Origin of the sequence: Enterobacter cloacae complex sp. ECC445, from assembly GCF_021892025.1 — a bacterium.
Taxonomy (GTDB): Bacteria; Pseudomonadota; Gammaproteobacteria; order Enterobacterales; family Enterobacteriaceae; genus Enterobacter; species Enterobacter chengduensis.
In genome coordinates, this window is sequence record NZ_JAKLRZ010000028.1 from 1 (window position 1) to 18,757 (window position 18,757).

The following is an 18,757-nucleotide window of genomic DNA, read 5'->3' on the forward strand; positions in this document are numbered from 1 at the left end:
TGCGATGGTGCGGGACAATAAAAAATGGGCGGCAGCTTAGTCGTCAGCTGTTGACTTTAAACACAGCTGCTCACCCCAGCCCTCTCCCACAGGGAGAGGGAGAAAACATAAAAAACGGTAACCAGGGTTACCGTTTTGCATTTACCTAATCGTTCTGCGCCGTCGCCATCTGCTCGGCTTTCTGCTTTTTATACGTCAGCGCCGCGGCCGGTACGGGCTGCACTTTTCCTGTTTCAATCCAGGTACGCAGGCGGCTTGCATCCGCGAAGTGGGTGTATTTGCCGAAGGCATCCATCACCACCAGCGCCACCGGCTTGCCGTTAAACACAGTCCGCATCACCAGACAGTGCCCCGCCGCGTTGGTAAAACCGGTTTTCGTCAGCTGAATATTCCAGTTATCCCGGTAAACCAGATGGTTAGTGTTGCGGAACGGCAGCGTATAGGCCGGGTTCGCAAACGTCGCCATCTCTTCCCGGGTAGTGCTGAGCTGACCGATCAGCGGATACTGCTTGCTGGCAATCAGCAGTTTCGTCAGATCGCGGGCGGTGGAGACGTTGTTGATCGACAGACCCGTCGGTTCAACATAGTGCGTATTGGTCATCCCCAGCGCTTTCGCTTTCGCGTTCATCGCGCGGATAAAGGCATCGTAGCCGCCCGGGTAGTGGTGCGCCAGGCTCGCCGCAGCACGGTTTTCGGACGACATCAGCGCCAGCAGCAGCATATTTTTACGGCTGATTTCACTGTTCAGCCGCACGCGAGAGTAGATCCCTTTCATCTCCGGCGTGTGGCTGATATCCACTTTCAGCTTTTCGTCCAGCGGCAGATGGGCGTCAAGCACCACCATCGCGGTCATTAATTTGGTAATCGAGGCGATCGGGCGCACCAGGTCCGGATGGCTGGCGTAGATCACCTTATTGGTGTTGAGGTCGACAATCATCGCGCTGCCGGACGCAATTTGCGGCTGGGCAGCGGCGGCGGTCACCGCGGGCGTTTTGGCGACGGCCGGCACGGCAGCGGACGCGCCCAGCAGCAGCGCCAGGCTAAGTAAAGAGACTCGGAATTTCAGCATGGTGAGACTTCTGATAATTATTCACGCACGTCATGACGTACACCGCCTGTATCAGCGGATAAATACAGGCTGGCTTCGGCATCATAGCGGTCACCGGGCGTTGCCGCTAGCGGATAATCGTGAACAGATGCTGCATTGCTGGCATTTACGCCAGCAATGCAGTGAGCTTAGAAGAGACGGTATCCATAACCCCAAAGAATAACCGTCAGCGCCAGCAGCGCCTCCAGCACCAGCACCCCGATAGCGAGCGTAGAACTGGAGAAGCTCAGGCCCTCTTCTTTATTGATATTGAGGAAGGTTGGCACCCCCAGATACAGCAGATAGCCAGTGTAAAAGAGGGCAATGGTACCGGTCAGCGCGCACAGCCAGACCAATGGATAGAGCGCAACAATACCGCTTAAGAACAGCGGGGTCGCGACGTATCCGGCAAAGACCATACAGTGCGCCAGCGATGGACGTTGCGGGTAGTTACGCGCCATCCAGTAAATGACGCGCCCCATGACCGCCACACCCGCCAGCATCAGGCCATAAAAGACGATGGCCAGATAGAGTCCGGTAAACCAGGAAAGCTGAACCACGGTGCCGTCACCGAAGTTCCAGCCGATTTGTGTTGTTCCGATAAATGCGCATATTACCGGCACCGCAGCCATCAGCAGCACGTGATGCGTGTAATGATGCGAGACCGTTTCGTTCTCACTTTTGATGACATGCATTTCACGATCGGGATGGGAGAAAAGTCCCCAGACATGGTTCATAGCGCCCCCTTGTTGTCGGCCCGTCAGCGATACTTCAAGTATAATGCAGGCTTTAGATTATTTTATGTACAGTGGGAAATTTCCGTTGATTTCCCCGCTGTTGATTCATGGGGTATATGATTAAACGAGGTACGCTGAGGGAGATAACAGTTACGTAATGGATATTAACGCACTCATTGAACAATATGGCTATGCCGCGCTGGTCATCGGCAGCGTAGCAGAAGGGGAAACCATCACGCTGCTAGGTGGCGTCGCTGCGCATCAGGGGTTGCTGAAATTTCCTCTGGTGGTCGCCGCGGTCGCCCTCGGCGGTATGATAGGCGATCAGCTGCTCTACTTTCTGGGGCTGCGCTTTGGGCCCACGCTGCTCAAGCGTTTCGCTAAACACAAAAAGAAAATAAACCGCGCGCAGCGCCTGATCCAGCGACACCCTTACCTGTTCGTGATTGGCACCCGTTTTATGTACGGCTTCAGGATAATCGGGCCGATACTGATTGGGGCCAGCCGTCTGCCCCCGAAAATTTTCCTGCCGCTGAATATTCTTGGCGCCATTGCGTGGGCGGCGATCTTCACGACGCTCGGTTACGTGGGTGGCGAGGTGATTGGTCCCTGGCTGCACAATCTCGACCAGCACCTGAAGCACTGGGCGTGGTTGATTCTGGTGGTCGTGGCGGTGATTGGGGTTCGGCTGTGGCTGAAGCACCGGGATAACAGGCGGGATGAGGAGTGAGTGCGGTCTGATGCCCTCACCACTGGATGAGGATTCCGTTGCCTCTACAAAATTTATGACTGGCGATTTACTCTCGGATAACGTTAAACGCTTTTGTGAACGAAAGCATGTTGATTCATTTATCCCGAGAGATTTCCGTAGAACATTTAAAACACTGGCTGGACAATTGAAAATCACAAAAGAGATTCGTGACAGAATTCAGCGTCATGCTTTACATGACTTATCAATGTTCCATTACGATAGATATGATTACTATGAAGAAAAACTGGAATCGCTTTTAAAATGGGGAAATAAGCTGAAAGAAATAATGAACAACAACTAATTCAACATTACATTCACCAGCTTAATTATTTAATATCACTCATTTATTCAGATAATACAAAGATGGCTTTTTTTTACTATTTACAAAAAAAATGAGAGCGCGATCACTTTGAACAAAGCGAAACGTATAAGATGATTAACGTATCAAATCACAGGGAAATATTATGTATTACAGTGAAGATATTATTAAGAAAATAGGTACCGACAAAGAATTAGCTGTGAGATTAGATAAAGCTTTGGCTGGTGTGAAAGATGGATTTATCGAATATGTAAATAATCTCGGTGATGGTGCAACAAGAGCAGTTTATTACACGTCTTGCTTTACAGAAAATTATAAAGATGTGTGTAAACGGCTTGAAAATGAAGATAAGCGTTTTATACTGGGTTTATATGAACTGATCAAGCATAGAGATATAATTTTTAGGTTAATATTAATTTATGTTGAAACGTTACTTAAGAATAAATCTGAAAGTGAAAAAAACATTATTCTTAGAAAAGTTGTACCGCCTACAAAGCACTATTCAGTTATGCAAGCTTCAAGGTTTGCACTGGTATATTCTGTTGTTAAATATATTTGCTACGGGAGTAAAATCAATGGAGTTATACAAAGTGCAATGATGAAAAAAATGGGAGGCTTTACGTCAGGGGGGTTAATAGCATTAAGTACATACGGTACGGTTCAACATGCGGCTGATAGCGCACATAATTTAAAATATTTTCTGCCACTGTACTACAATGCTCTTTACGCGGAAAAACTTGAGATGATGTACTTTTTAATAGAGCCATTAGTCTTAGATATTGGTTATATAAATATAAGCACTGCATCAAATGCTGAAATAATTAATGCATTAAAACGAATGGCTAGCCTATGAATAAGATATTAAAAGAAATATTTAGGCTTATCTTTGATGATTTAACCCTTCAATTGAAAACTTACTTAACTATTTTAGTTATAATTTTATTAGCCTATATACCTGTAAAGCATATTGATAACCCTGCTATCACTATTGTTATAGTCGGAATTATAATTATTACTGTTTTATATTTTTCATTTTTTTATGAGAGAAAAAAATAAATGTCTATACCCGCACATATTTGGCTTACCGATGAAAATAACTCACCTTTAATCGGTGAATGTCAAATGCCTACACGATTGGGCTCCACAGAACTCAAATCTTTCAATCATTCTGTATGGATTCCCACAGATCATAACACTGGAAAACTTACTGGAACACGTCTACATGTACCTATTACTTTTGAAAAAGAGATGGATCGGCTCACCCCCTATTTATTCAGAGGGCTGTGTCAGGGTAGAACCTTTAATTCAGCAATAATTAAAATGTACAGAATTAATGAGGCAGGAATAGAGATAGAATATTTCAATATAATATTGGAAAATGTGAAAATAACAAAAATCTCTCCAGTTTTAGTTCCTCTTGGCGTTGCAGGTAAACATATGGAAGAAGTTGAAATCCGTTATGAATCTATCGAATGGAAATATTGCGATGGGAACATAACGTTTAAAGACACCTGGAATGAAAGAGCAGTAGCTTAAGAAAAAGGGACTCTAATGAGTCCCTTTTTTATTTTACTGTAAAGCACCGTATATCTGATCAACAATCCAGCCATATGGAAAGGGAGGAAGGAATCTACCCCTCCGGCTTAAACTGCGGGTTCGCCAGCATAAACCCTCCGTCGACGATAAACGATTGCCCCGTCGTGTAGCTGGCGTCGCTGTCGCACAGCCACGCCACCAGGCTGGCAATCTCTTTGGTGTGGCCCGGTCTTGCCAGCGGGATTTCCGGCATCGATCCCTCCTTCACTCCGCTGTCGTCCATGTCGTTCATCGGTGTGGCAATGGCACCCGGCGCGACGGCGTTCACCAGGATGTTGTGCTTAACCAGCTCCAACGCCATGGATTTGGTTAACCCGCCGAGCGCGTGTTTCGCCGCCGTGTAGGCACTCGCTTCCGGCAGGGGCGTGTGTTCATGTACCGAGGTGATGTTCACAATCCGCCCCCCTTTCCCCTGCTTCACCATCTGCCGGGCGGCAATTTGTGAACAGAGAAACGCGCCGTCCACGTCGACGGTGAAAATCTTCCGCCAGTCGTCAAACGTCATATCAAGGAACGGCGCTTTGGTCATCGCACCCGCATTATTGACCAGCACGTCCAGCCGCCCAAAGCGCGCAATCAGCGCGTCAATGGCCTCTGCGCCTTCCGGCAGCGTGCTTAAATCAAGATGGATAGCCTCTGCGCGCTGCCCCTTTGCTTCAACTTCACGGCAGGTATCCAGCGCCCCTTTTTCATCCGAGTGCCAGGTGACGCCGATATCAAACCCGCGCTCGGCCAGCATCAGGGCCGTGGTTTTCCCAATCCCGGAATCCGATGCGGTCACAATCGCTACTCTGGTCATACTCACCTCCTGAAAAACAGCCAGGAGGTAAGTATAGATAATGCCCTTTTTTAGCCATGATGATAGCCACCGCCCAGCGCCGACGTCAGCTGCAGCGTGGCGTCGACATACTGGCCTTTCAGCAGCAATCCTTCGAGATGCTCTTTGAGGGCCGGTATTCTGGCTTCACTCACCCGGGAGCCCGCAATGATACCCGCGCTAAAACGGGCCTGCGCCAGCGCCACAATCCGTGCCGCGTCTTTTTCAACCTGCTGCTGATGGCCGTTCTTCGCCATCAGCGTTTCGACTTCACTGGCCGTGCGCGCCACCTGATTGACGGCCTCCACCACCGCTTTGTTGTAGTTTGCCACCGAGAGGTTGTTCTGCGCCTGGGCAATATCCAGGCTGGCGTTTAGCCTGCCGCTGTCAAAAATGGGCAGCGTCAGCCCGGCGGTCACGCCCATCTGCTGGGCGGAAGAACGGAACAGATCGCTCAGATGGAGGGCATCCTGCTGCAAGAACGCCATCAGGTTTACGTCAGGATAGAACGCCGCTTTGGCGGCCTCCACCTCGCTCATGGAGGCTTCGATATACCAGTGCGCCTCCTGAAGATCCGGACGGCGTACCAGCAGTTCATATCCAAGCGTCGACGGTAACGCCGCGTCGACCGTCGGCAGCGCGTGCCGCGTAAGCTTCACGGAGGAGGAATTCGTTAGCGCGACCAGACGCGCCTCGATGGCTTTCATCTTGCCGTTGACCCCGGCCAGCTGCTCTTCGGTTTTGCTGGCGTTGATATCGGTTTCAACGCCCTCCACGGAGGAGGTGATCCCGTGCTGATAAAGCTCGCGGTCGGCACCGATGATATTCTCCTGTTCATGTTTGATCTGCGCGAGGACCTCCCCCGCGGCGGCCTGCGTTTGCCACTCCCAGTAGAGCCGCGCCACGCTGCTGGCCAGCAGCTGACGGGTCTGTTCCATCTCCGCTTTTTGCGCATTCACTTTGCCAATTCGGGCTTCGACCCGGGCGCGATTTTTTCCCCACAGATCGAGATCCCAGCCTGCGGTCAGGCCAAAGGTGCCGTTGGTGTACCAGGGCCCGGTTGTCCCCGCCGCCGGATCGGTAAGGGCAAAGGGCCCCATCAGCCCTTCGGCGGACATTTTCTGGCGTTCCGCATCCGCGGAGAAATCAATTTGCGGACCGTCGGCAGCCATCGTGGCTTTGGCCTGGGCTTCGGCAAGCGTAATGCGCTGACGGGCAATTTGCATATCCGGCGCATCGCTCAACGCTTTCGCAATCAGCGAATTCAGTTCGGGATCGTTATAGTCTTTCCACCACTCATTTTTCGGCCATGCGGCCGGGGGCAATGTGGTCTTCACGGAAGCAGCGGCCGCTTGCGTATTCAGCGGCGAGACGGTGGCATGCTCAGGCGCGCAGGCAGCCAGAATTAATGCAAAGGGAGCACTCAGAGATAAAATAAGAAAACGTTTCATTACGCCATACACTCAAAAAATAAAGGCGCAAATTACGCTTGATGCTATTTGTTTTTTTAGTAATGCGTGGCAATGCGTAAATTGTTATACATTTACATAATCAGAAAATTATTTATCAAATGAATAGGTTACTTCGACTGAATAACCCGGGCAATATCAGCCGACGTCTGTAACGTACGGATCTCTTGGAATAATCCCAGCGCGTCGTCATACTCTTTGCGTAAATAACTCAGCCACTGCTTAATTCGCGCGACGTGATACAAACCGGTGTCGCCCTGCTTTTCAAGACGGCTGTATTTTTGCAGCAGCGTGACAACGTCTGCCCAGGGCATACGCGGTTCGTTATATTTCACTACCCGGCTGAGATTAGGCACGTTCAGCGCGCCGCGGCCGATCATGACCGCATCGCAGCCGGTGGCCTGCAGACAGGCCTGCGCGCTCTCGTAGTCCCAGATTTCGCCGTTGGCGATCACCGGAATGGTGAGGCGTTTGCGGATCTCGCCGATAGCCTGCCAGTTAATGCGCTCGGCTTTGTAGCCATCTTCTTTTGTGCGGCCATGCACCACCAGCTCGGTGGCCCCGGCCTGCTGCACCGCATCGGCGATCTCGAACTGTCGGGCATCGCTGTCCCATCCCAGGCGCACTTTAACCGTCACCGGCAAATGCGAGGGCACGGCCTCGCGCATGGCTTTCGCGCCGCGGTAGATCAGCTCCGGATCCTTCAGCAGCGTCGCCCCGCCGCCGCTGCCGTTCACCAGCTTTGACGGGCAGCCGCAGTTGAGATCGACGCCGTAAGAGCCCAGCTCCACCGCGCGGGCGGCGTTTTCCGCCAGCCATTCAGGATACTGGCCGAGGAGCTGAATGCGCACCAGCGTCCCGGAAGAGGTCCGGCTCTGGTTATGCAGCTCGGGGCACAGCCGATAGAAGGATTTTACCGGCAACAGCATATCGACCACGCGCAGAAACTCCGTCACGCAGAGATCGTAGTCGTTTACCTCGGTCAGAAGCTCGCGCACGAGAGAATCGAGCACGCCTTCCATTGGGGCCAGTAAAACACGCATAGCAGCACCTGTGAAAAAAGACGCGCTATAGTATCTGCTCCGTCTGTGCGTGGAAAGCACGACGTTCCATTCCGGAATGTCTGGTATGCTCAAATTTCATGATGTGATCCGTGGCACATTTTTAGGTTTAATTGTATGATGAATGCGTTTCAGCAAGGACTATCACCATGAGCAAATCATTGAACATTATCTGGCAATATCTGCGCGCATTCGTCCTGATTTACGCCTGCCTCTATGCCGGGATTTTCGTCGCGTCGCTGCTGCCCATCACCATCCCCGGCAGCATTATCGGGATGCTGATCCTCTTCGTCTTGCTGGCGCTGCAGATCCTGCCCGCAAAATGGGTCAACCCCGGCTGCTTTGTCCTCATCCGCTATATGGCGCTGCTTTTCGTGCCCATCGGCGTCGGCGTCATGCAGTATTTTGACTTGCTCAAGGCCCAGTTCGGCCCGATCGTGGTCTCCTGCGCGGTCAGCACGCTGGTGGTTTTCCTGGTGGTGAGCTGGAGTTCGCATCTGGTGCACGGCGAACGTAACGTGATTGGGGAGAAAACCAAAAAATGATGGCCAATATCTGGTGGTCGCTGCCGCTCACTCTGGCAGTGTTTTTCGCCGCACGTAAGCTTGCCGCGCGTTTCAAAATGCCGTTGCTGAACCCACTGCTGGTGGCGATGGTGGTGATTATTCCATTCCTGCTGCTCACCGGCATTCCTTACGAACGCTACTTTGCCGGCAGCAAAATTTTAAACGACCTGCTGCAGCCCGCCGTCGTGGCGCTTGCCTTTCCTTTATATGAGCAGCTGCACCAGATCCGCGCCCGCTGGAAATCCATCATTACCATCTGTTTTGTGGGCAGCCTGGTGGCGATGATCACCGGCACGTCGGTGGCGCTGCTGATGGGGGCCTCCCCGCAGATTGCCGCCTCTATTCTGCCTAAATCGGTGACCACGCCTATCGCGATGGCCGTTGGCGGCAGCCTCGGCGGGATCCCGGCCATCAGCGCGATGTGCGTCATTTTTGTCGGCATTCTCGGCGCGGTGTTTGGCCACACCCTGCTGAACGGGATGCGTATTCATACGAAAGCGGCGCGGGGGCTGTCGATGGGCACCGCCTCGCACGCGCTGGGGACTGCCCGCTGCGCGGAGCTGGACTATCAGGAAGGGGCGTTTAGCTCCCTGGCGCTGGTGATCTGCGGGATTATCACCTCCCTGCTGGCCCCGTTCATTTTCCCGCTGATCCTGGCGGTGATGGGCTAAAATTTGCGATGCGTCGCGCAAATTTCATTTTGATTTCATAAGTTGCATACATAATGAGAAGTGGATCACATATAAAGCCCTAACGGCTCCGTAAACTACCGATCCATTAACCTTTATGAGGCAAACGCCATGCACCCACGTTTTCAAGCTGCTTTCGCCCAGCTTGCAGAGAATTTGCAGTCAGCCCTGGCTCCCGTACTGGCAGATGCGCACTTCCCCGCCCTGCTGACCGCGGAGCAGGTCACGATGCTGAAACAGGCAACGGGACTGGACGAAGACGCGCTGGCTTTCGCACTGCTTCCTCTGGCTGCCGCCTGCGCGCGGGCCGATCTCTCCCACTTCAACGTCGGGGCCATTGCGCGCGGCGTCAGCGGAACCTGGTACTTCGGCGGCAATATGGAGTTCCTGGGCGCCACCATGCAGCAAACCGTGCACGCCGAGCAGAGCGCCATCAGTCACGCCTGGCTGCGCGGTGAAAAAGCGCTGAGCGCGATTACCGTTAACTACACCCCGTGCGGACACTGCCGTCAGTTTATGAACGAGCTGAACAGCGGGCTGCAGCTGCGCATCAACCTGCCTGGCCGCGCGCCGCACACGCTGGCGGATTACCTGCCTGACGCGTTTGGCCCGAAAGATCTGGAGATCAAAACCCTGCTGATGGACGATCAGGACCACGGTTTCGCCCTGTCCGGCGATGACCTGAGCCAGGCGGCCATTCGCGCTGCCAACAAGAGCCATACGCCGTACAGCAAATCTCCGAGCGGCGTGGCGCTGCAGTGCCGCGATGGCCGAATCTTCACCGGCAGCTATGCGGAAAACGCCGCGTTTAACCCAACGCTGCCGCCGCTGCAGGGCGCGCTCAATCTGCTGAGCCTGAACGGCTATGATTATCCCGACATTCAGCGCGCCATTCTGGCTGAAATCGCCGATGCGCCGCTGATTCAGTGGGATGCCACCGCCGCAACGCTTAAGGCGCTGGGCTGCACGACGATTGACCGCGTACTGCTGGCGTAATCCTTCCGGCGGGCAGAAATGCCCGCCAGTTTGCTGAAAAACCCCTCAGTTGAGTCGCTGTTTCTTGCGCTAACCAGGCGGGTAAAGTAGCCTGAGTTAAATTTCACCTTCGGTACGAGCCATCTGCATGTTAAAGCGCGTTTTTTACAGCCTGTCTGTCCTGGTCGGCATACTGCTGTTGATCGTGCTCGGTCTCGACCGCTGGATGAGCTGGAAAACCGCCCCCTACATCTTTGACGACCTGCAGGACCTGCCCTACCGTCAGGTTGGCGTGGTGCTCGGCACCGCCAAGTATTACCGCACCGGCGTGATCAATCAGTATTACCGCTACCGCATTCAGGGCGCGCTGAACGCCTACAACAGCGGCAAGGTGAACTATCTGCTGTTAAGCGGTGATAACGCCCTGCAAAGCTACAATGAGCCGGTGACGATGCGTAAGGATTTGATTGCCGGGGGCGTGGATCCTGCCGATATCGTGCTCGACTACGCCGGGTTCCGCACCCTGGACTCCATCGTCCGCACGCGCAAGGTCTTCGACACCAACGACTTCATCATCATCACCCAGCGCTTCCACTGCGAACGCGCGCTGTTTATCGCGCTGCATATGGGCATTCAGGCGCAGTGTTACGCGGTGCCGTCGCCAAAAGATATGCTCAGCGTGCGCGTCCGCGAGTTTGGTGCCCGCTTTGGTGCGCTGGCAGACCTGTATATCTTCAAACGCGAACCGCGCTTTTTAGGCCCGCTGGTGCCGATTCCGACGATGCACGAAGTGCCGGAAGACGCGCAGGGCTACCCGGCGGTAACGCCCGAACAGCTGCTTGATATGCAGAAAAAAGAGAAATAACAGGGCCGCCTTTATACTTTCTTTACGCCAGTGCTGACCCTTTTTATCTCCCCTTTACGTCGGCTCTTTTAAGCTGAGTTCATTGCCGCTACGGCTTCATTGAAGAATGACTATGAACTCGATAATGAACGCGTTTTTCCTCAAAAGTCTCCGTCCGTATTTTAACTTTCCCGGCTTATCACTCCCCGGCGCGCTCAATTCTGGTCTCTGGCTGGATGAAAAAATTGACGCCCTGCAGCACAGCGTCGCCGTGGAAGTGGCCGATTATCTTGAACGTTACCCGCATACGAATCATATCGACGTTTACCTGAACGATATCAACGGCACGATGCGCGGCAAGCGCCTCTCGGTGGAGAGCATGCTAAATCTGGAAAAAGGCTGTTATTTTCCGCTTTCCGTCTATTCGATGGACCAGAAGGGAAAAATCGCCGCCCCGCTTTATGAAGAACCGGACCGACTCTGCGTCCCGGTTGCCGGCTCCCTTCGCCCCTGTCCGCAGGATCCGGAGCACAACGCGCAGATCCTGCTGACGATGAAAGACAGCGACGATACCCCCTGCCCGCTTGAGCCCCGCGTGATACTGCAGAACGTGCTGGCCCGCTTCCACCAGCACGGCCTCTTTCCGGTCATTGCCCCGGAAATCGAGTTCTACCTGACGGGACGGGGCGATCGCAATCCGCAAAATCAGGGCTGTTTTCATATGGATACCTCGTCGGCGCATGCGGCGCTGTTTGACGAGCTGGAACAGCTGGCGCACCTTCAGCGCATCCCTCTGTCCGGCGTCGTGGCGGAGGCCGAATCCGGCCAGTACGAATTAAACCTGAAGCACAGCCATCGCGTCGTTGAGGTCTGCGATAGCGTGCTGGCGCTGCGCCGCCTGACCCGATACGTTGCCGAAAAGCACGGCCTGCAGGCCAACTTTATGGCTAAGCCGTTCAGCGAGCTTTCCGGCAGCGGTTTGCACGTCCATTTCAGCCTGAACGATCGTCACGGCGAAAACGTCTTTGCTTCCCCGGTGAACGCGCCTAACAGCATGATGCGCTTGTGCATCGCGGGCCAGCTGGCGCTGATGCCCGCCTCCGTCGCCATTCTTGCACCGGGCGTCAACGCGTTCCGCCGCCTGCGCAAAAATCTGACCGAGCCCGTCTTTAACTCCTGGGGCTATAACACCCGCTGCGCCGCGTTGCGCATTCCCTGCTCGGAAGACCGCAACCGTCGCATCGAGTACCGGCTGGCCGGGGCTGACGCCAATCCGTATCTGGCGGTAGCCACTATTCTTACCGGCATGCTGTACGGGCTGGAACATATCGACGAGGGGGATTTACCTGAACCGCAGCACGAACAATCCGTTCTGCCGCTGTTCCAGCAGGAAGCGATTGAGGCTTTTGCCCGCTGTCAGTACCTCACCGACAGCCTGGGCGAGGCCTTTTCCGAACAGTGGGTCGCCTGCAAGCTCTCTGAACTCGACTGGTTTGAACGCATTGTGACGCACGAGGAGTCGCATCTGGCATAAGGCATAAAAAAGCCCGCTCGGTGAGCGGGCCGGGTATAGCCAGAGATGATTACTTCTTACGCGCGTACTTCAGGGAATCCAGCGCAACGGCGAAGATAATGATCCCGCCTTTGATGATGTACTGCCAGTACGGGTTCACGCCGATGTAGGTTAACCCGTAGTTGATGACGGTGAAGATGATCACACCGGTCACAACGCCGAGTACCGTCCCGACGCCGCCGCTGAAGGAGACGCCGCCCACCACGCAGGCTGCAATCGCATCCAGCTCGTACATGAAGCCAAGGTTGTTGGTGGCAGAGCCGATACGTCCCGCTTCCAGCATCCCGCCGAAGGCGTAGAACACGCCTGACAGGGCATAGATGATGAGCAGGTTCAGCGCCACGTTTACGCCGGACACTTTCGCCGCTTCCGGGTTACCGCCGATGGCGAAGATGTTTTTACCAAAGCGCGTTTTGTTCCACAGGATCCAGACGAAGGCCACCGCAATCAGCGCATAGAAGGTGATATACGACAGGCGGAAGCTGCCCAGCGCGATAAACCCTTGCGTAAAGGTCGAGAAGCCGCTGTCAAAGCCCGAAATGGGGGACGCGCCCACGAAGTCGTAGTACAGGGAGTTGATACCGTAAACGATGATCATCGTACCCAACGTGGTGATAAACGGCGTCACGTTCAGGTAGGCGATGATAATACCGTTGATCAGACCAATCACCGCCCCGATGGCGCAGACAATCAGGATCACTACGAAAATCGGCATGGTCGCCATTTCCGGGAAGACCTTGTTGGCGTTTTCCATCGACTGCAGCAGGGTTGCCGCGATAACCGCCGCCAGTCCCACCTGGCGTCCGGCAGAAAGGTCCGTCCCCTGGGTCACGATCAGCCCCGCCACGCCCAGCGCAATGATAATACGCACGGAGGACTGGGTCAGAATGTTACTCAGGTTCAGCAGGCTTAAGAACGTAGGGTCCTGGAAAATGATGATTGCCAGCAAGACTAAAAGAACAACGTAAATACCGCCTTCTTTCAGGTAAGTGAGAAAACTTTTTTTATTTAACGCACTCATGAGGAGCCCCTGATCTTAAAGGTGCAAAGACGCAAGACGCAAAATTTCGTTTTGCGTTGTCGTTTTGGTGTCAACAATACCGGCAACGAGACCATTGCTCATAACCAGAATACGATCTGTGATCCCTAACAGTTCCGGCATTTCGGAAGAAATAATAATGATCCCTTTATTCTTTTTCGCCAGCTCGGCAATCAGCTGATAGATTTCAAACTTCGCGCCGACGTCAATACCGCGGGTCGGTTCATCCAGCATCAGAATTTCTGGCTGGGTTAATAACCAACGTCCGATAATAACTTTCTGCTGGTTACCGCCCGACAGCGAACCAATCTGGGTGCGGTGTCCTGGCGTTTTTACGCGCATGGAATCAATCACCCACTGGGTATCGCTCTTCATGCGGGAATTATCCAGCAGGCCGATTTTGCTTTTATAGTTGCGGATATTAGAAATTAACGAGTTAAAGTTAATATCCAGGTAGGCATAAATACCGGTCGAGCGGCGCTCTTCGGTCACCAGCGCAAAACCATTATTGATGGCTTCGTTGGCGTTGTGGTTATTAATTTTCTTCCCGTGCAGCGTAATGGTGCCGCCCGATTTTTCACGGATACCAAATAAGGTTTCCACGATATCGGTACGTTTGGCGCCCACCAGCCCGGCGATCCCCAGAATTTCGCCCTTGTGCAGGTCGAAGGAGACATCGCGAATTGAGGGCTGACGCAGTGACGTGAGGTTACGCACCTCCAGGATCACTTCCCCCGGCTTGTTTTCTTTATCCGGGAAGCGCTGGTTCAGGGAGCGGCCGACCATCATGGCGATGATCTTGTCCATGTCCAGCCCTTCCAGCGGCTGCGTGGCAATCCACTGGCCGTCGCGCAGGATGGTGATCTCATCGCACAGCTGGAAGATCTCTTCCATTTTGTGGGAGATATACACAATGCCGCAGCCGCGATCTTTAAGCTTGCGAATGATGGTAAAAAGGTGATTAACCTCTTTTTCCGTTAATGACGATGTCGGTTCGTCCATGATGACGATTTTCGCATCATAGGAGAACGCTTTGGCAATTTCGATCATCTGCATCTGGGAGACGGATAATGTCCCCACGCGGGCGCGCGGATCGATATCAATATCCAGCTCGTCGAAAATCGCCTTGGTGTCGCGATACATTTTGTCCTGATCGACAAAGACACCTTTGGTGGGATAACGCCCCAACCACATGTTATCCATGACTGAACGCTGCAGCACCAGGTTTAATTCCTGGTGAACCATCGAGATACCGTTTTCCAGCGCTTCTTTCGCTGAATGGAAATCGATCTCTTTCCCCTGAAAAAGAATACTGCCAGAATCTTTTTGATAGATCCCAAAAAGGCATTTTAATAATGTTGATTTACCTGCACCGTTCTCCCCCATTAAAGCATGAATAGAGTGAGGACGAACTTTTAAATTAACATTATCGAGTGCCTTAACGCCGGGAAATGACTTGTTGATACCGCTCATTTCCAACAGGTATTCACCGGATGACTGAGTAGTTGTGCTGACCATAATTATACCTTGTTGGCCTCGCATATCGCGTTATAAAAGGGCGCAACGAATTGCGCCCAGTGGAGACAGTACTAAAAACTTATTTACCGATAAACTCAGCCAGGTTGGACTGGTCTACGCCAACGTAAGGTACGCGAACGATTTTGTTTTCAATTTTCCAGCTGGTGCCGTCTGCCGCGCCTTTGCCATCGGCCAGGTTTTTCGCCAGATCGAAGGTGGCTTTCGCCTGGTTGTTGGCATCGTTCAGCACGGTACCGGCCATCGCACCGGATTTAACCAGCGCCAGCGCTTCTGGCAGCGCATCCACGCCGAATACCGGGATAGAGGATTTGTTGTGGGCCTTCAGCGCTTCAACCGCCCCCATTGCCATCGCATCGTTGTTGGCGATAACCACTTCAATTTTGTTGGCGTTCGGGCCGGACAGCCACGCGTCCATCTTATCTTTCGCCTGAGCCGTATCCCACATCGCGGTATCTAACGCCAGCTGCTGGGTTTTCAGACCCTTGTCGTTCAGCTCTTTGATGACGTAGGTGGTACGGGCTTCAGCATCCGGGTGGCCAGGTTCGCCTTTCAGCAGCACGAACTGGATCTGACCGTCTTTGTTCAGGTCCCAGTTCGGGTTCGCCGCCCAGTGTTTCGCAATCAGGTCGCCCTGAATAATGCCGGACTCTTTGGAGTCGGTACCGACGTAATACGCTTTGTCATAGCTATCCAGCGCCTTACGGGAAGGTTCTTTGTTGAAGAAGACGATTGGCACGTTCTGGCCGCGCGCTTTTTCAATTACCGTGCCTGCTGCAGCCGGGTCAACCAGGTTGATGGCCAGGGCTTTCACGCCTTTCGCCAGCAGAACGTCGATCTGGTCGTTCTGTTTGGACTGGTCGTTCTGGGAGTCGTTCATCAGCAGCTGAACGTCTGGCGCTGCTTTCGCATCTTTCTCAATCGCTTTACGCACAACAGACATGAAGTTGTCGTCGTATTTATAGATGGTCACACCAATACGGGTATCCGCAGCGTGCGCTGCTGCACCAAAAAGCATGCTTGCCATTACAGCAGACAGGGTCAACACCTTCTTATTCATGGTATCTCCGGTTTTTTTTATGCAGGGTAGTTCTGGTGAATAACGATCGGCGGGCAGGTGTTAATAAAACGTTACTGACAGCCGAAGTTCACTTATAAAATTTCTTTCTTCCGTGTTCGGTAACGCTCCAGAAATGCGTTTTATTCGTTGTTTGCGGCACATTGGCTATAGTGAAAGTGAATAATCACCGTTACATAGCGTTTCAGTCCCTAAAACGCTGACATCATAGTCAGCGCCTTGTTAAGATACTGTGAATTTACTCACAGATTGAAAACGGTTACATCACCTGATGTAATCAGTTAGTGATCGGAACCACAATTTGCCGGACGGCGACCGAGTGGCGACGCACTAAAGTCGGCATGAAACAATGTGTTGCCCCCGGATCCAGCAGCCCTGCCGCCCCCTGCAACGCCAGCTCCGTCGCCAGTTTCGCCATTGAGGCGATGGGGTAGCGCACGGTTGTCAGCTGCGGGTCGGTGTAACGGGCAATCGGGATATCATCAAAACCAATGAGTGACAAATGCGGTGGCACCGCAATGCCGTTATCCTTCAGCGCCGTCAGGGCGCCTGCCGCCATGCTGTCGTTATAGGCAAACACCGCAGAGAGCTGCAGATTGCGGCCCAGCAGCTCCACCATGGCCGCCTCACCGCCCTGCATGTCCGGCGTGCCGGTTCCCACCCAGCTCTCGGATGGCGTAATGCCGTGCTCTTTCAGGGCGTTTTGCCACCCTTCGCGCCGCAGCTCGTCATCCTCAATCTGATGGCTGGAGGCCAGATAGCCGATCCGCTGATGTCCGTTGTTAATGAGCATTTTCGTGGCCATCATCGCGCCGCTGACGTTATCCAGCCCGACGCAGCGATGGGCATAGCCGGGAACGATGCGGTTGATCAGCACCATGCCCGGGATCTGATCCATAAAGCCGGTTAGCTCTTCATCGCTCAGGGCCTTTGAATGGACAATTAAGGCGTTACAGCGCTGTCGAATCAGGACCTCGATGGCGTGGCGCTCTTTTTCCGCCTCATGATAGCTATTGCCGATCAGGACATATTTCTGGTGCTGCTGGGCGACCACGTCGACCGCCTTCACCAGCGCGCCGAAAAAGGCATCCGATACATCCATTACCACCACGCCGATGGTGTCGCTGACCTGCGTGGCAAGCGCCTGGGCGTTGGCATTTGGCCGGTACCCGAGCTGGGTGACGGCCTTCATTACGGTTTCACGGGTTTCAGGGCTAACCAGCGCGCTGTTATTCAGCACGCGTGAGACGGTGGCCACGGAAACACCCGCCTGACGGGCGACGTCACGAATGGTGATCATATTCACCATCCTTCAAAGGATTGCAGCAACTCACAGACACCCCCTGTGTTTAGCAAGGTGGCTATTTTGGCAGCGAGAGAAAGGGGACTACGTGAAGAAGCTCACACTCATGAAAACGCTTACATCCGTTTTGTTAATGATTGTGATCCAGATCGTTATCTGGATGTATTCCTCAATGATATCCCTGAAGCATGTGCGGTTAACTGACGCCACACCCACTCCAGCGGCCCCTGGCGGAAATAGCGTAGCCAAATGACGGAAAACGCCAGGTTAATCGCCCAGACCGGGATAACAAACGCCAGCAGCGCGAGGCGGTCGAATTTCATAAACAGGCCAAAGCGATAGAAAAGCGTGGTGCAAAGCAGCGTTTGCAGAAGGTAATTACTCAGCGCCATGCGGCCCACGCAGGCGATAGCGCTGACAATCCAAAGGCGAGAAAGCGTTGGCCAGAAGCCGTAGATCAACGCCGCGTAGCCGATGGTCTGAAACGGCGCGCTCAGTTCGCGCGGCACCTGGAGCAGGAACGCGCACCAGCGGTAATCCCAGTGGATATGCCACTGCGTTATCACCGCCGGGAGGTTAATCAGCACGCCGAGCAGGACCAGCCCTGCGCCGGTACGGCGATAGTGACGCAGGCTGAATTCCCCTTTGAGCCAGCCGGTGCGCATCAGCGACGCGCCCATCAGCATCATCCCCGCCAGCTGCCAGCCGTATTGCGCGCCCAGCGCAAGGAGGCTATCCCCCAGCATATCCGCACGGTTGCTTATCGCTTCCGTACCGCCTTTCAGCTTCCAGAACTGTTCGTACTGCAGGTTAGCCGCATCCGGGATCCAGGCACGGTTAGTCGTCTCGCCGGAGATCGTCCCCAGCAGCAGCAGCACCCCAAGCCCCATCACATAGAGCATTACGCCGGTGTTAAACAGGCTTTTTACGCTGTGCGCATCGCGAATGAGACGCCAGCAGATAAGCCCGACTAGCCCATACGCGAGAAGAATATCGCCGTCCCAGAAGAACAGGCCGTGAATAAACCCGAGGATCACCAGCAGCGTCAGCCGCGACTGGATCCAGCGGGTGCCGCGTTTGAGGAGAAGTTGAAGACCTGCGCCAAACAGCAGGGCAAAAAGCGTGAGGAATTTAACCTGCGCGAAGAGATCGAGGACAGCCCAGGTCCAGGCATCGCGAAGAGTGATGTCGCCATACCAGGCCGGATTAAGATAAGCGGCCTTCGGCAGACCGAAGGCGCTGATATTAAGCAGCAGGATACCGAGAATGGCGACGCCGCGAACAAAATCGAGCGTGACGTTTCGCTCCATGGTCCCT

20 protein-coding genes are annotated in these 18,757 nt (G+C 53.7%); 10 read left to right on the top strand and 10 right to left on the bottom strand.

Annotation, left to right across the window (positions count from 1 at the left end; translation table 11 throughout):
* Positions 1-145: 145 nt before the first annotated feature.
* Entirely contained in the window at positions 146-1,069 is a 924-nt protein-coding gene (pbpG, locus tag L6R44_RS19715; protein WP_023312453.1) for a D-alanyl-D-alanine endopeptidase, read from the bottom strand.
* 167 nt (positions 1,070-1,236) lie between these two features.
* Positions 1,237-1,824, bottom strand: a complete 588-nt coding sequence (locus L6R44_RS19720; RefSeq protein WP_045328046.1) for a Yip1 family protein — start codon at positions 1,822-1,824, stop codon at positions 1,237-1,239.
* A gap of 157 nt (positions 1,825-1,981) precedes the next feature.
* Here L6R44_RS19720 and L6R44_RS19725 point away from each other — a divergent pair, with 157 nt between their 5' ends.
* From L6R44_RS19725 to L6R44_RS19745, 5 genes are all read left to right on the top strand, one after another.
* A complete protein-coding gene (locus L6R44_RS19725; protein WP_237425180.1) occupies positions 1,982-2,554 on the top strand; it encodes a DedA family protein in 573 nt (190 codons plus the stop codon).
* A gap of 10 nt (positions 2,555-2,564) precedes the next feature.
* Positions 2,565-2,876: a hypothetical protein gene (locus L6R44_RS25050; RefSeq protein WP_442876514.1), complete on the top strand. Its 312-nt coding sequence runs from the start codon at positions 2,565-2,567 to the stop codon at positions 2,874-2,876.
* 163 nt (positions 2,877-3,039) lie between these two features.
* A complete protein-coding gene (locus tag L6R44_RS19735) occupies positions 3,040-3,747 on the top strand; it encodes a hypothetical protein (RefSeq protein WP_237425181.1) in 708 nt (235 codons plus the stop codon).
* Positions 3,744-3,950 carry a hypothetical protein gene (locus tag L6R44_RS19740; RefSeq protein ID WP_237425182.1) on the top strand — a complete coding sequence of 69 codons (207 nt, stop codon included), beginning with the start codon at positions 3,744-3,746 and terminating at the stop codon, positions 3,948-3,950. Before L6R44_RS19735 ends, L6R44_RS19740 begins: the two co-directional genes overlap by 4 nt.
* Entirely contained in the window at positions 3,951-4,430 is a 480-nt protein-coding gene (locus tag L6R44_RS19745; protein ID WP_032641759.1) for an Hcp family type VI secretion system effector, read from the top strand.
* A gap of 94 nt (positions 4,431-4,524) precedes the next feature.
* On the opposite strand, the gene L6R44_RS19750 is transcribed toward L6R44_RS19745, so the two are convergent.
* The 3 genes from L6R44_RS19750 to dusC all read right to left on the bottom strand — a co-directional run bounded on the left by L6R44_RS19750 (position 4,525) and on the right by dusC (position 7,819).
* The gene (locus L6R44_RS19750) at positions 4,525-5,289 is read right to left on the bottom strand and encodes an SDR family oxidoreductase (RefSeq protein ID WP_237425183.1); all 765 of its coding nucleotides are present in this window, start codon (positions 5,287-5,289) and stop codon (positions 4,525-4,527) included.
* 50 nt (positions 5,290-5,339) lie between these two features.
* Positions 5,340-6,758 carry a multidrug resistance outer membrane protein MdtQ gene (gene mdtQ / locus L6R44_RS19755; RefSeq protein ID WP_237425184.1) on the bottom strand — a complete coding sequence of 473 codons (1,419 nt, stop codon included), beginning with the start codon at positions 6,756-6,758 and terminating at the stop codon, positions 5,340-5,342.
* Between the two features lie 128 nt (positions 6,759-6,886).
* Positions 6,887-7,819 (bottom strand): tRNA dihydrouridine(16) synthase DusC, encoded by a 933-nt coding sequence (dusC, locus tag L6R44_RS19760; RefSeq protein WP_237425185.1) that lies wholly within the window; start codon positions 7,817-7,819, stop codon positions 6,887-6,889.
* A 167-nt stretch (positions 7,820-7,986) separates the two neighbouring features.
* On the opposite strand from dusC, the gene L6R44_RS19765 reads away from it, so the two are divergent.
* The 5 genes from L6R44_RS19765 to L6R44_RS19785 all read left to right on the top strand — a co-directional run bounded on the left by L6R44_RS19765 (position 7,987) and on the right by L6R44_RS19785 (position 12,445).
* Positions 7,987-8,382 (top strand): CidA/LrgA family protein, encoded by a 396-nt coding sequence (locus L6R44_RS19765; RefSeq protein WP_023336341.1) that lies wholly within the window; start codon positions 7,987-7,989, stop codon positions 8,380-8,382.
* Positions 8,379-9,074: a CidB/LrgB family autolysis modulator gene (locus L6R44_RS19770; RefSeq protein WP_029740398.1), complete on the top strand. Its 696-nt coding sequence runs from the start codon at positions 8,379-8,381 to the stop codon at positions 9,072-9,074. Before L6R44_RS19765 ends, L6R44_RS19770 begins: the two co-directional genes overlap by 4 nt.
* Before the next feature lie 129 nt (positions 9,075-9,203).
* On the top strand, positions 9,204-10,088 hold the full coding sequence (cdd, locus tag L6R44_RS19775) for a cytidine deaminase (RefSeq protein WP_045328031.1): 885 nt from the start codon (positions 9,204-9,206) through the stop codon (positions 10,086-10,088).
* Between the two features lie 127 nt (positions 10,089-10,215).
* Positions 10,216-10,932: an outer membrane permeability protein SanA gene (sanA, locus tag L6R44_RS19780; RefSeq protein WP_032641770.1), complete on the top strand. Its 717-nt coding sequence runs from the start codon at positions 10,216-10,218 to the stop codon at positions 10,930-10,932.
* A gap of 124 nt (positions 10,933-11,056) precedes the next feature.
* The gene (locus tag L6R44_RS19785) at positions 11,057-12,445 is read left to right on the top strand and encodes a glutamine synthetase family protein (protein WP_237425222.1); all 1,389 of its coding nucleotides are present in this window, start codon (positions 11,057-11,059) and stop codon (positions 12,443-12,445) included.
* 49 nt (positions 12,446-12,494) lie between these two features.
* Here the strand turns inward: L6R44_RS19785 and mglC are convergent, their stop codons facing one another.
* From mglC to yeiB, 5 genes are all read right to left on the bottom strand, one after another.
* Positions 12,495-13,505 carry a galactose/methyl galactoside ABC transporter permease MglC gene (gene mglC / locus L6R44_RS19790; protein WP_237425186.1) on the bottom strand — a complete coding sequence of 337 codons (1,011 nt, stop codon included), beginning with the start codon at positions 13,503-13,505 and terminating at the stop codon, positions 12,495-12,497.
* A gap of 15 nt (positions 13,506-13,520) precedes the next feature.
* On the bottom strand, positions 13,521-15,041 hold the full coding sequence (mglA, locus tag L6R44_RS19795; RefSeq protein WP_237425187.1) for a galactose/methyl galactoside ABC transporter ATP-binding protein MglA: 1,521 nt from the start codon (positions 15,039-15,041) through the stop codon (positions 13,521-13,523).
* Between the two features lie 79 nt (positions 15,042-15,120).
* Positions 15,121-16,119, bottom strand: a complete 999-nt coding sequence (gene mglB / locus L6R44_RS19800; protein ID WP_023312468.1) for a galactose/glucose ABC transporter substrate-binding protein MglB — start codon at positions 16,117-16,119, stop codon at positions 15,121-15,123.
* A gap of 295 nt (positions 16,120-16,414) precedes the next feature.
* The gene (galS, locus tag L6R44_RS19805) at positions 16,415-17,437 is read right to left on the bottom strand and encodes an HTH-type transcriptional regulator GalS (RefSeq protein WP_032641776.1); all 1,023 of its coding nucleotides are present in this window, start codon (positions 17,435-17,437) and stop codon (positions 16,415-16,417) included.
* Between the two features lie 155 nt (positions 17,438-17,592).
* Positions 17,593-18,750 (bottom strand): DUF418 domain-containing protein YeiB, encoded by a 1,158-nt coding sequence (yeiB, locus tag L6R44_RS19810; RefSeq protein ID WP_237425188.1) that lies wholly within the window; start codon positions 18,748-18,750, stop codon positions 17,593-17,595.
* Positions 18,751-18,757 lie beyond the last annotated feature (7 nt).

What these genes read in the sequence shown, in the direction of transcription:
- pbpG (WP_023312453.1), bottom strand. Translation starts at nt 1,069, where the DNA reads ATGCTGAAATTCCGAGTCTCTTTACTTAGCCTGGCGCTGCTGCTGGGC.
- L6R44_RS19720 (WP_045328046.1), bottom strand. Translation starts at nt 1,824, where the DNA reads ATGAACCATGTCTGGGGACTTTTCTCCCATCCCGATCGTGAAATGCAT.
- L6R44_RS19725 (WP_237425180.1), top strand. Translation starts at nt 1,982, where the DNA reads ATGGATATTAACGCACTCATTGAACAATATGGCTATGCCGCGCTGGTC.
- L6R44_RS25050 (WP_442876514.1), top strand. Translation starts at nt 2,565, where the DNA reads ATGCCCTCACCACTGGATGAGGATTCCGTTGCCTCTACAAAATTTATG.
- L6R44_RS19735 (WP_237425181.1), top strand. Translation starts at nt 3,040, where the DNA reads ATGTATTACAGTGAAGATATTATTAAGAAAATAGGTACCGACAAAGAA.
- L6R44_RS19740 (WP_237425182.1), top strand. Translation starts at nt 3,744, where the DNA reads ATGAATAAGATATTAAAAGAAATATTTAGGCTTATCTTTGATGATTTA.
- L6R44_RS19745 (WP_032641759.1), top strand. Translation starts at nt 3,951, where the DNA reads ATGTCTATACCCGCACATATTTGGCTTACCGATGAAAATAACTCACCT.
- L6R44_RS19750 (WP_237425183.1), bottom strand. Translation starts at nt 5,289, where the DNA reads ATGACCAGAGTAGCGATTGTGACCGCATCGGATTCCGGGATTGGGAAA.
- mdtQ (WP_237425184.1), bottom strand. Translation starts at nt 6,758, where the DNA reads ATGAAACGTTTTCTTATTTTATCTCTGAGTGCTCCCTTTGCATTAATT.
- dusC (WP_237425185.1), bottom strand. Translation starts at nt 7,819, where the DNA reads ATGCGTGTTTTACTGGCCCCAATGGAAGGCGTGCTCGATTCTCTCGTG.
- L6R44_RS19765 (WP_023336341.1), top strand. Translation starts at nt 7,987, where the DNA reads ATGAGCAAATCATTGAACATTATCTGGCAATATCTGCGCGCATTCGTC.
- L6R44_RS19770 (WP_029740398.1), top strand. Translation starts at nt 8,379, where the DNA reads ATGATGGCCAATATCTGGTGGTCGCTGCCGCTCACTCTGGCAGTGTTT.
- cdd (WP_045328031.1), top strand. Translation starts at nt 9,204, where the DNA reads ATGCACCCACGTTTTCAAGCTGCTTTCGCCCAGCTTGCAGAGAATTTG.
- sanA (WP_032641770.1), top strand. Translation starts at nt 10,216, where the DNA reads ATGTTAAAGCGCGTTTTTTACAGCCTGTCTGTCCTGGTCGGCATACTG.
- L6R44_RS19785 (WP_237425222.1), top strand. Translation starts at nt 11,057, where the DNA reads ATGAACGCGTTTTTCCTCAAAAGTCTCCGTCCGTATTTTAACTTTCCC.
- mglC (WP_237425186.1), bottom strand. Translation starts at nt 13,505, where the DNA reads ATGAGTGCGTTAAATAAAAAAAGTTTTCTCACTTACCTGAAAGAAGGC.
- mglA (WP_237425187.1), bottom strand. Translation starts at nt 15,041, where the DNA reads ATGGTCAGCACAACTACTCAGTCATCCGGTGAATACCTGTTGGAAATG.
- mglB (WP_023312468.1), bottom strand. Translation starts at nt 16,119, where the DNA reads ATGAATAAGAAGGTGTTGACCCTGTCTGCTGTAATGGCAAGCATGCTT.
- galS (WP_032641776.1), bottom strand. Translation starts at nt 17,437, where the DNA reads ATGATCACCATTCGTGACGTCGCCCGTCAGGCGGGTGTTTCCGTGGCC.
- yeiB (WP_237425188.1), bottom strand. Translation starts at nt 18,750, where the DNA reads ATGGAGCGAAACGTCACGCTCGATTTTGTTCGCGGCGTCGCCATTCTC.